Source organism: Arcticibacter sp., from assembly GCF_045629565.1.
GTDB lineage: Bacteria > Bacteroidota > Bacteroidia > Sphingobacteriales > Sphingobacteriaceae > Arcticibacter.
In genome coordinates, this window is record NZ_JAZQRL010000076.1 from 1 (window position 1) to 10,728 (window position 10,728).

The following is a 10,728-nucleotide window of genomic DNA, read 5'->3' on the forward strand; positions in this document are numbered from 1 at the left end:
GTTCCCGGAGCCCCAACCTTTTTTTGAAATAACATCTTTGAGGATTTCGTGGTTAAGGCTTAGGTCGGCAAACATCTTTTTAAGACGGGCATTCTCTTCTTCAAGCTCTTTTAGCCGTTTGACATCAGAGGCTTCCATGCCGCCATAACGACTTTTCCAGTTGTAGAAAGTCGCTTTGCTGATCTCTAGTTCTCTGCAGATGTCTTCTGTTTTTCTGCCTTCTTCTCCCTCTTTGAGGGCTCTTACAATCTGTGTTTCGGTAAACCGTGTCTTTTTCATTCCCTATTTAAAACTAAGCATTTCTGTCCAGTTTTAAACCGTTTGATTTTTAGGGACACTTACAACTGTAGGTCGAAGTTGAAACTATAGATAGAACTTTATACCGGTGGAATTGGTAAGTAATGGACTGGCTGAAGACGATCAATCATTCCGATCAGCGAAAAGATCGCGGCCATAACGGCGCGTCGCCTCTGTAACTGATTCATTTGGGATGACGCTGAGAGTAATGTCTGAATTCCGGTATATGTTAAGATTAATGGTAAGGTGGTAAAATTACTCTTGATATTAATATCTGGTAAAAACACTAATAGGGGACTTACCATTCTGGTGATATTATTGCCAACCATGGTTGAAATTCTCTTTTTTCCAATTGGTAAGTCGCGTTCGGTATGTCGTTCCAATTGGAATCTTTAAATCGGTATCTCCTTTTAGGATCACATATTCTCTGCCTTTTATCGCTGTGATCTTATCGCTGTTAATTATGAAGGAGTTGTTAATTCTTAAAAAATTATCCGGAAGCTTTGAAGAAATAGATGTTAGCGTCATGTTAATAAGGTAACGTTGTTTATTGTCAAGATGGATACTAAGGTAATTTCCGGAAGATTCTATGTAAACGATATCTTTAAATGATAAAATGACATCAACGCTGTTATATGGCCCTTTGGAGACTTTTATCATCATCGATCCGCTGTGTTTCTTGATACCTTTTTCTGCAATGGGTTGATAGCGTAAAAAGGTATTGTCATAAATAGCCAGATGTCTGCCATGCAATAAGTCTACATGATGATCATCAGCGACGATTATAACGCCAGCAATCTGCTTAATGAGGGCTATTTCAGCTATATGAGCGTACAATAAACTTACATCGACAAAAACTAAGTCAGGCTTTAATTTCAATATTTCTTTGTTAGCGACATTGAAGTTGTCGGTTACTCTGACTTTTCCATCGAAAGCGGATAATGTAAAGTTAGAGGTTAGGACGTCAACAGTTGTCCTGTTTCCAATTACATAACAGATGATCATATATACGAAGTCTTTATTCTCTCTATATTTCCTTAGATTACGAAAATAGGTCGTTACACTGCAGTGAGACTGCAGTAAAGCGAAAACATGGAGATTCTTTCTGGTAAACATCCACCTCCTTTTTTCAATCAATTTATTATGACGGGTGCGGATATACAGCAACTACTCTAGTTAATATATTATTGGAGAAATCGAACGTTTCTGAAAAATGTATACTGCAAGGAGACTGCAGTTTAGGTTAATAGATTTGCGGACTGTCATGGTAGAACTATACTTAGAACCTTTAAAATTAAAATATGAGAAAAATCACCATTGTACTATGCCTATTATTCAAAGTAATGATTATTTACGGGCAGGAAACCTTACATAGCGTGACGAGCAGAGATGCTACAACTTCAAACTCCATTCAGATTTCTGCAGATAGACCTTTAGAGTTCACCAGCAGGGGAAACGGAGTATTTAACAGAACTGTTATTGGCGCAAATATAGCCAATTGGGGCTTTCACGTTGATCTGGCGAGGGCCAGTGATTCTCCGAACTCGACTGCTTCCGATTTTGGAATTGCTGTTCGCGGCATTGGGCCCCTCTTTGTGCTTAGTGGTCAGAGTGGTTATGTAGGCATTGGAACAGCCTCCCCGGATGCTAAATTGCCTGTGGCCGGAAACATTCATTCCCGTGAGGTAAAAGTATCAGTAAGTGCAGGTGCAGATTTTGTGTTTAAGGACGGTTATACATTGAAGCCGTTGGAAGACGTCGAGGCATTTGTTACAAAGAATAACCATCTTCCCGACATTACACCGGCCGATCAGATGAAAAGCGATGGTATTCACCTTGGGGATATGAATATAAAACTACTTCAGAAAGTTGAAGAGCTTACATTATATCTTATCGATTAGAACAAGAAAGTCCTTAAACAAGAGAGCCAGATCCGTAGGCTGACAGATGAGATAGAGAAGATTAAGAGCGGCAAACGCTTAGCAACCGGAACGAAGAAATAACCCTGCATGCTAGTATGAAAGTCAAAATTAATTCAAGACTTGCAGCAGGAATCTCCCGGGTACAGCGAGCAGGAAGACCGAGGGAAGCGTTTGAAAAGTTTGACTCATAAGTTTCTGAAATAGTTTATACACTGCAGTCAGGCTGCAGTGTAGCTTCCTACCTTCGTTTAAGCTTTACTGTAATTATTAGCTAATGAAGAACACGAAACTTAAGAGAAACAGTTGGAAGTATGTTTTTATACTGTGCTTAATCTTTTTCATCTCGGAATCGTACGCCCAATCCGTAACTGGATCTAACTGGTATAGGGTAATTGACTTAGGTACCAATAATCAGGGAGACTTTACTCGGTCATTGATATTGCTTCATGAGATCAACTGGGTGCATCTCGGGAAAGCGGTATAAAACACAGATGATGTGAATTGAACGGTTGAAATTATTAAAGTCTCTTGTGGGCATTTTTGCTTATTTGAAGAGTCTCGCAAGGTGACATATTTCGTGCAATAAAAAATAAACGAATTCGAAAAGTATAGTTGGAATCTTGTCAGGTTAAAAGCAAAGGATTCACGGATTGAAAAGTAAACTAATTATATAGTATGAAAAAAGCGATTCTTTTTGGCTCCGTTATTCTGCCTTTATTCACTACAGTCCTTAAAGCGCAGGTATACGGAACCTTGGACGGGCCATCACAAAATACTAATGTTGGTATTGGTACAAGTTCTCCTGCGTTGAAACTGACCGTAGATACGAGGGAAAGTGGTCAGAATTCCGGTGTTCCCGCAAAAAGTGGTACCTCCCAAAATGGAATAATGAGACTGCATGTAAATAGTCTTGGCTGGGGAGAAGTCCTTGATTTCGGAATGAACGTTTTACCTACTTATGCTTGGTTGCAGGCAACTAACTGGGGAAACCTTGCTCTTAATTATCCGTTGGCATTAAATCCTAATGGTGGAACCGTATTTATCGGTACATCTACTCCAGATTTGAACTATCAACTTGATGTGGCTGGCGCAATTAAAGCAAGGGAAATCAAAGTAGCTCTAAGTGGTGCTGATTTTGTATTTGAAAAGGATTACAAGTTGATGCCTATATCTGAGCTCGAAAAATATATCAGTCATAGAAAGCATCTTCCTGAAATAGCGTCTGCGGCCGAAATGGAAGAGAGTGGGGCTGATCTTGGTAAGTTAACTACAAGCATGCTTCAGAAAATTGAAGAACTTACTCTATATCTTATCCAACAGAATAAATCTGTAGAAGAGTTAAAGCAGCTTGTTAGTCAGCAGGATAAAAAGATCATTGCACTGGAAAGTCGACGCTAAAGTAACGATCCTCACCTCCGATAGTCAAATTAAACTGATTAGGGATCAGAATCAGAAAATAAAAGGACTAGAGAGTCAACTGAATCAACTGCGAGTGTCTGGGAAAAGCGTTATAAAGCACAGATGACGTCAATTGAGAGATTTGCTTCATGAACTCTCTTGTGGGCATTTTATCATTTGAAAGGTCTCGCCAACTGACATACCTGGTTAGTTTTTTAACAGATTTTTCAAAGTTTTAGTTTACTGCAATCTGGCTGCAGTGTAACTCTTTACCTTCGACTTCTAAGTTATTCTGGAAATAAGCTATAGAGGTATGAGAGTCTTTTTATCTTCCCTGATCATGCTGCTGGGTGCATGTCTGACAACGGTTATAGCACAGGACAGAACACTGAATGTCTATAATCCTGCTGAACCTGTTGTAAGTGCGGGCGGGAGCATCACCCTTCTGCCGGGTTTCCATGTGCCGGCGGGCTCCAGTTTTCATGCCTACATCAGCGGGTATAACACCACTCCTTTGGCTCCGACCTTGAGCCAGAACCAGAATTTCTCAGGTGTAACTTATGACATCAAAAGCAAATAATATATATCGTAAAATGTCAAATCCAAAAGCCTTTTCCAAGAATCGACTGCTATTCATAGTGATTTCTTTTTGCACCTTTAGCAGCTACGCACAGTCAAATTCCTTTCCTTCAGCAGGCAACGTAGGTATTGGCTCGGGAGATCCTCTTGGCCGCCTACACGTCGACGGGCCGTTAGATGGTAGTTTATCCACTATACGAATAGGAAATGCGAATCCGGGAAACATGTATGTACCATCCGGAGCCACAACCGGAGGATATAATATTGACTTTCATACTTGGAGGGATGTTGTTCCAGAACAAATTGGTGCACGTATTCGTGCGGAACGAGTAAATAGTTATTTCGGAAATAATGCTTTGATCCAATCAATGGATCTTTCTTTCTTTACAAGCGACGGTATAGATCAATCACGGCTAAGTGAAAAACTTAGGATAAAGAGTAATGGCGATGTAGGAATCGGAGTTTCTGACCCAAAAGGATATAAGTTGGCTGTGGCAGGGAGTGTGATTGCTGAATCGGTAACAGTGAAAATGCAATCCGTCTGGCCTGACTATGTCTTTGCGCCGGGGTATGACTTACCGTCGTTAGGTGAAGTCAAAGGTTTTATTCAGCAGAATAAACATCTTCCTGGCATGCCATCAGCTAGAGAGGTCGACGATAGTGGAATAAATTTGGGCGAGATGAATGTGAAACTATTGAAAAAAATAGAAGAGCTGACTTTGTATATGATCAATTTGAAAGAAGAAAATCAGGCATTAAAAGAAAGAGTCGGAACCTTGGAGGCTTTTCGAAAAGAGCGGTAATAATATAGTGGTAGGATAGCTGTTCTAATGCTGCTGGGGCAACCGTCTGCTATCTGATCAATAGCATGAACGACTGGATTAGCTGCAGGCAGAGATCGATGACCTGAAAAAGGCAAACTAATAAGTATTGTCGCCTGACGAATCGAAACTAATTTCGCTTCCCGAGATTCCATCTGCTGAAATGATGAAGTCTGATGGAATTAGCTTAGGAGAGATGAATATCAAGCTTCTTCAAAAAATGAGGAGCTGACATTGTACGTGATTGAACAAAGCGAAAGGCTTGACATACAGCGAAAAGAAATAGATAAATTGAAGAAGACAAACTAATTAACACTTTTTTATTACATACTGAGATTTGGAAAAATAGATAGTCATGGATAAAACACTAAGCAAGCTATCCTTAGCCGCGTTCGGCCTGGTATTCGTATCAACAACACTCTGTGCCCAAACAAATACGCTTCCAGCATCGGGCAACCTAGGAATAGGCACTTCACCAACCACAAGTAAAATTACTATTGGTGCTGGGGAGAGCAACAAGTCGATTGAAATCAAGGGTGGGAATTACTTCGGTAGTAATGAGACCTACAGATTCCCTGCGTTGAGTTTTTTTTCCACACTGGATGCAGTAAAATCATCGACTGCTAGTGCAGAGATTGTTTTTACCGATAGGCCAGGTACATTTACATGGGCTCCCAATGTGAGGGCATCTGATATTCATTTTTATACCGCTCACCAATATATTTCTCATTTTGGAACCTATCCGGATTTAACCATGGTAATTAAGTCTACTCAGGATGGGGGATATGTCGGAATTGGTACATCTGAACCAAGTGACCGACTTTCTGTAAACGGAAAGATCAGAGCTCGAGAAATCAAGGTAGATAATCTAAACTGGCCGGACTACGTGTTCGAGAAGACGTACGATCTTCAACCTTTAACTGAAGTGGAGCTGTTCATTAAGGAGAAGAAGCATTTACCTGGCGTTCCCTCTGCAAGGGAAGTACAGGAAGAGGGTGTGTCATTAGGTGAGATGAATGCCATTTTACTCCGTAAAATTGAGGAACTAACTTTGCATATCATCGCTTTAAAGAAAGAAAATGAAAGGGTTCAGGAGGAAAATAGGCAGCAGGAGTTGGCTATCAAACAAATCCTTGAAAAGTAAAGACTTGTCCTTCAATTTCGTGTATTGATGTAAATTATTTTCATTATAGGTTTTTCATGGCGAATATTATCTCAATTAATTCTAACCGGTATTAGATATAACTAGTCACACGGTGGAATAAGATATGAAATGACTCTCAACTTAAACACTTTCATATGTTATCTGAGGTATTTGAACGTCTCGAAAGACTAGATTATTTAATCAGAATAAAGTCTACAGGTACACCTAATCAACTTGCGGAACGACTGAATATGTCGGAAAGGACGCTTTATGGCTTTCTCAATGAGATGCGTGAACTTGGGGCTCCAATTAAGTACTCGAGGGCTAAACAAACATACTATTATTGCACGAATGGAAGATTTCAGTTGCGGTTTTATGAGAATCAGAAAAGCCAACTGCCCTAAGGTATTTAGCAGTTCCGGGCGACGTTTTCCGTCGCCCGGAACTGCTAAAGTTTAAATAAATTTTAGCTCGGATATGAAGATCTGAATTTATTGCTTTTCTTCCACTCTGCAATTTTGGATTTGTGGCTACCGCCCACTGGTATTCGATTTTTGGAATAATTGTTCAGCGTTATGAAATCATTGCCTTCTGTCGAAGTGATTTTGTTATAGTCTATAATGAACGATTTATTAACGAAGTTAAAGTGGGTAGGCAATATGGTTTTTATTGCTTTCAGCGTCATATGAGTTCGATAATGTGTACCGTCGTCAAGGTATATGTTAAGATAGTTCTTGTCAGACTTTATATAACTAATGGTCGCGAACTTTACGGTAACTTCAATAACACCACAAAGACCACGCATAGTAGTCCTAATAACGACTGAACCTGATTCTGCGCATCGATCAGTTACCTTTTCATTCTTTTCTCGGTCAGAATAGGCAATACCAGCTTCGCTAAGCATTTGCTGAACAGCTGGTTCTACTCTTCCGTCTAGTTCCAGGTCTTTTTTAGATTGCTGAATAAACGCCTCGCGCTTGATATTAGTAAGCGTCATAACTGTGCAGAGTTCTTTTAGTGCAATCATATCAAAAATAGTGGCATTAACTATTTCTGCGTCAACCAAGACCACATCAGGTTTGTTGCGTGCAACGTCTATGAACGTGGTTCTGTAATCATTCGACATGCCTGTATAAAAGATTGGAGATAGGGATGAAAGGTGTGAACTTATTAGTTGCTTAGTAGAATCGTCTCCGAATATGTAGCATTTGATCATAAGTTGATAGGGTTTGGTTAATTGTGTATTCGATCTACACAAATGTAGATTTTGTTGCTCGATATTTCTCATATATTTTATAATTTTTATGATGAAATTATGACAAACAGTCTTTACTATTCCAATCCTTGATTTTGATGGTTTCGTCCCCGAAATGAATTTGTTGGTATAAAGAGATTCTTGTTATGCATTTTCGATGCTACATTTATCTCTGTATCAAGTGTTTTATGAATAAGGAAAAATTAATTGAGCGCAGATTTAAAGCCTACACATTAACTGAAATTTTAATTGTATTGGTTATTATAGGTATCCTGGTGCTTTTGGCGTTACCAAATTTGATGCCATTAATTACAAAGGCGAAAAGTACTGAGGCTAAATTGCAGTTAGAGCATATGCACACTTTGGAAAAGAACTACTTTTTTGAGAAGTCAAAATATACAAATGACCTAAGTGAACTCGGATTTATACAAGAGAAATTAAGCTCAGACGCCAAGGATGGAAGGGCAAATTACCGGATTGAGGTTGTACAGGCGAGCTCAAATGCGTTCGTGGCCAGGGCAACCGCAGTAGCCGACTTCAACGGTAATGGAACTTTTAATGTTTGGGAGATTGATCAGGATAAGAATCTTAAGGAAGTAACGCCAGACTAATGCTGATCAAGATAGTACTTATTGTATGGCTGCTACTATTATTTGCACAGGACATGCGCTGGCGGGCGGTTTACTGGTGGATGTATCCTGTGCTGACAATATTATTAATTCTTGACCGGTTGTCTGGCGTGAGTTCCTTGACCATGATGGTCGATACGAGTTGGAACCTGGCCTTCCTGTCTGTTCAGTTTCTGTTACTTTCAGTGTACTTCCGCTTTAAATATAAACGCTGGACTAACTTAACGCATGAACATATCGGATGGGGGGACATTCTGTTCCTGCTTTGTCTTGGCTGTTATCTTCCTCCAATTAATTACTTGTTTTTTTACATGCTAAGTCTGGGATCAATATTAATGTTTTCTCTGTTTGTAATTGCTCTAAAGAGAAGGAGTTGGAAGATACCATTAGCGGGCTTGCAAGCAATGATACTTGCTGTTGTGCTGATTGCCAATCTGCGCGCGACCGATTGGGATCTTAGTAAAACAGAGTGGTTTTTTTCTTATTTGGAAAAATGATGAGTGTTCAGGGGATTACTTTACCGAAAGAGAATTTACATCTATTAAGCCGGGAACAGGCTTGGCACTACAGGATTCTGCCTTCGTCAGAAACAGAAGATACTTGTGATCTGTACTGTGGACAGGATGCCGATTTATACCAGCTCTCTGCTGAACTTGAGATCATGCTGGGTAAAAGAATTCAGCTGGAGCCGTTAGCAGAGGAAGAAGTTACGCGTCTGTTATCAACCTATTATTTCAGGGAGCAAGGAAGATCTGATAAAAAAGCAGCATCGTTCAGTACTTCAGGTACAGATTTTCTGGATGGCTTAATTAGTGAAGCTAGAGGCCTGAAGAGCAGCGATATTCATGTGGAGGCTTATGAGAATAAGTGCAGGGTTCGGGTAAGAATTGACGGAATGATGGTAGAGCGGTACTTGCTTGAAAAGACTGAATATCCGGCACTTGTTAATAAGGTGAAGATCATGGCTAACCTTGATATTGCAGAGAAACGATTGCCCCAGGACGGCCGTATTCATTATCGGCATAAAGATGAGGACTTCGATATACGTGTATCTGTTTTGCCTACTCTGCATGGAGAAAAGGTAGTACTCAGACTTTTGAATAATAGCGCCACTGATATCGACTTGAATAGTCTCGGCCTCTCGTCTTTTGATCTTCAAAACTATTTGCAGGGAATAAAGCGGCCAAATGGGATTTTGCTGATCAGCGGCCCGACTGGATCTGGAAAGACAACTACATTATACGCGACGCTGAAATTACTTAATAAAGAAACAAGGAACATTCTGACGATAGAAGACCCCGTTGAGTATACGCTGGAGGGGATAAATCAGGTACCGCTGAGAGAGAGTATCGGTTTGACATTCGCCTCTGCTCTCCGTACTTTTCTCCGACAGGACCCGGACGTTATCATGGTGGGGGAGATCCGTGATCCGGAAACAGCCAATATGGCGATCCGCGCTGCTTTAACAGGCCACCTTGTGCTATCGACTATTCACACCAACTCAGCCTGGGGTACCGTTTCGAGGTTAATGGACATGGGTATTCCTGGTTTTTTGGTTGCTAATACCCTGAACACTACCGTTGCGCAAAGGCTGGTGAGGCTACTTTGTCCGCTTTGTAAAGAGGAGACAAAAGTAGTCTCTGATATTTTTCCGCGTCAGTTTAAGCCGTTCTTTCCTGTTGAGAAGCATTATGTCGCTAAGGGATGTCCGGAGTGCTATTATACCGGCTATAGGGGCCGGAAGGCTGTATATGAAGTGGTTCCTGTTGATCAGGAACTGGCCGCTAATATCAAGGAAGGAAATATGAATGTGGAAGATCTGTTAAGGGTGCGCGGTATCAGAACGCTGGCTGAGAATGCCTTTGAATTGTTTGCTGCAGGTGACACGTCTGTCGATGAGATTTATCCACTGTTATTTAATTATTGAGGAGAATGTTTGCATGAGAAGAAGTGGGATAGTCATTTGCTTTCAGTTAGTGTTGTTACTTGGCTTTTTGCAAGGGGCTATCGGACAACAAGCTCCGGCAGAGGAGCGGCTTAGGGTCATTGATGAACGACTGCGAAGTCTTGCGGTTACACTACCAGGCTTGAACCAGAAAGTTCAGCTCTCTATGTCAGGGGCATCTGCTCAGGAATTTTTACGTGCGTTAGCTCAATCGAATAATCTGAATATCAACGTTGATCCGCAACTGGACTTTAAAATATACAACAACTTTACCAATGAAACGGCGCTGAACGTGTTGTTGTTCCTCGCGCGGGAGTATCAGCTGGATATTAATCTGACCGGATCCATTATGTCGATCACTAAGGTTTTGCAGCCGCGCGCTGTGATTCCTAAACGGGAGGTAAAAGCAAGGTATAATGCGTCAGCTAATACCTTGAGTCTCGAACTCAACAGTGATACTCTTGGTAACGTAGCAAAAAAGATAACTCAGTTAAGTGGAAAAAATGTAGTTGTCCCGGTGCTGTTACTAAATAACCCTGTTACTGCTTTCTTTTCTGATGCTCCTTTTGATGTTGCGCTTGAAAAATTAGCTTATGCAAATAACCTAAAACTTACCAGAACAGCAGATGACGTATATATCTTTCAAGCTCTGGAGGATAGTGAGCAATTGTTTATTAATGGCGATCGTAATACTGCGGTTCGCAGGGTGCCGCGTCCGGTTAACAATATGAATTCAGG

Annotated in this window: 13 protein-coding genes and 1 pseudogene; 11 read left to right on the forward strand and 3 right to left on the reverse strand. The window is 40.7% G+C overall.

Translation table 11 applies throughout. The annotated features are described in order from the left end of the window. A partial coding sequence (locus ACKI5J_RS09565) for a transposase (protein WP_407428884.1) occupies positions 1 to 279 on the reverse strand: 279 nt, incomplete at its 3' end. A 333-nt stretch (positions 280 to 612) separates the two neighbouring features. Beyond that, positions 613 to 1,413, reverse strand: coding sequence for a LytR/AlgR family response regulator transcription factor (locus tag ACKI5J_RS09570; protein WP_407428886.1), 801 nt, complete (start codon positions 1,411 to 1,413; stop codon positions 613 to 615). 185 nt (positions 1,414 to 1,598) lie between these two features. Between ACKI5J_RS09570 and ACKI5J_RS09575 the strand changes: the two genes are divergently transcribed. The 7 genes from ACKI5J_RS09575 to ACKI5J_RS09605 all read left to right on the forward strand — a co-directional run bounded on the left by ACKI5J_RS09575 (position 1,599) and on the right by ACKI5J_RS09605 (position 6,565). After that, entirely contained in the window at positions 1,599 to 2,198 is a 600-nt protein-coding gene (locus ACKI5J_RS09575) for a hypothetical protein (RefSeq protein ID WP_407428888.1), read from the forward strand. A 295-nt stretch (positions 2,199 to 2,493) separates the two neighbouring features. Beyond that, positions 2,494 to 2,703, forward strand: a complete 210-nt coding sequence (locus tag ACKI5J_RS09580; protein WP_407428890.1) for a hypothetical protein — start codon at positions 2,494 to 2,496, stop codon at positions 2,701 to 2,703. A gap of 191 nt (positions 2,704 to 2,894) precedes the next feature. Beyond that, positions 2,895 to 3,617, forward strand: a complete 723-nt coding sequence (locus ACKI5J_RS09585) for a hypothetical protein (protein ID WP_407428892.1) — start codon at positions 2,895 to 2,897, stop codon at positions 3,615 to 3,617. 313 nt (positions 3,618 to 3,930) lie between these two features. Further along, a complete protein-coding gene (locus tag ACKI5J_RS09590; RefSeq protein WP_407428894.1) occupies positions 3,931 to 4,197 on the forward strand; it encodes a 3-coathanger stack domain-containing protein in 267 nt (88 codons plus the stop codon). Between the two features lie 13 nt (positions 4,198 to 4,210). Next, positions 4,211 to 4,999, forward strand: a complete 789-nt coding sequence (locus ACKI5J_RS09595) for a hypothetical protein (protein ID WP_407428896.1) — start codon at positions 4,211 to 4,213, stop codon at positions 4,997 to 4,999. A 373-nt stretch (positions 5,000 to 5,372) separates the two neighbouring features. Beyond that, a complete protein-coding gene (locus tag ACKI5J_RS09600; protein WP_407428898.1) occupies positions 5,373 to 6,161 on the forward strand; it encodes a hypothetical protein in 789 nt (262 codons plus the stop codon). 155 nt (positions 6,162 to 6,316) lie between these two features. Then, positions 6,317 to 6,565, forward strand: coding sequence for an HTH domain-containing protein (locus ACKI5J_RS09605; protein ID WP_407428900.1), 249 nt, complete (start codon positions 6,317 to 6,319; stop codon positions 6,563 to 6,565). A gap of 62 nt (positions 6,566 to 6,627) precedes the next feature. Here ACKI5J_RS09605 and ACKI5J_RS09610 read toward each other — a convergent pair whose 3' ends face one another. Beyond that, positions 6,628 to 7,377, reverse strand: coding sequence for a LytTR family transcriptional regulator DNA-binding domain-containing protein (locus ACKI5J_RS09610; protein WP_407428902.1), 750 nt, complete (start codon positions 7,375 to 7,377; stop codon positions 6,628 to 6,630). A gap of 227 nt (positions 7,378 to 7,604) precedes the next feature. On the opposite strand from ACKI5J_RS09610, the gene ACKI5J_RS09615 reads away from it, so the two are divergent. The 4 genes and pseudogenes from ACKI5J_RS09615 to ACKI5J_RS09630 all read left to right on the forward strand — a co-directional run. Continuing rightward, positions 7,605 to 8,027 (forward strand): prepilin-type N-terminal cleavage/methylation domain-containing protein, encoded by a 423-nt coding sequence (locus ACKI5J_RS09615; RefSeq protein ID WP_407428904.1) that lies wholly within the window; start codon positions 7,605 to 7,607, stop codon positions 8,025 to 8,027. Then, positions 8,027 to 8,542 (forward strand): hypothetical protein, encoded by a 516-nt coding sequence (locus tag ACKI5J_RS09620; RefSeq protein ID WP_407428906.1) that lies wholly within the window; start codon positions 8,027 to 8,029, stop codon positions 8,540 to 8,542. The genes ACKI5J_RS09615 and ACKI5J_RS09620 overlap by 1 nt, the downstream gene beginning before the upstream one ends. After that, positions 8,539 to 9,972 carry a GspE/PulE family protein gene (locus ACKI5J_RS09625; RefSeq protein WP_407428907.1) on the forward strand — a complete coding sequence of 478 codons (1,434 nt, stop codon included), beginning with the start codon at positions 8,539 to 8,541 and terminating at the stop codon, positions 9,970 to 9,972. The genes ACKI5J_RS09620 and ACKI5J_RS09625 overlap by 4 nt, the downstream gene beginning before the upstream one ends. Positions 9,973 to 9,985: 13 nt before the next feature. Next, positions 9,986 to 10,728 (forward strand): annotated as a pseudogene (locus tag ACKI5J_RS09630) (hypothetical protein); the annotation flags it as partial.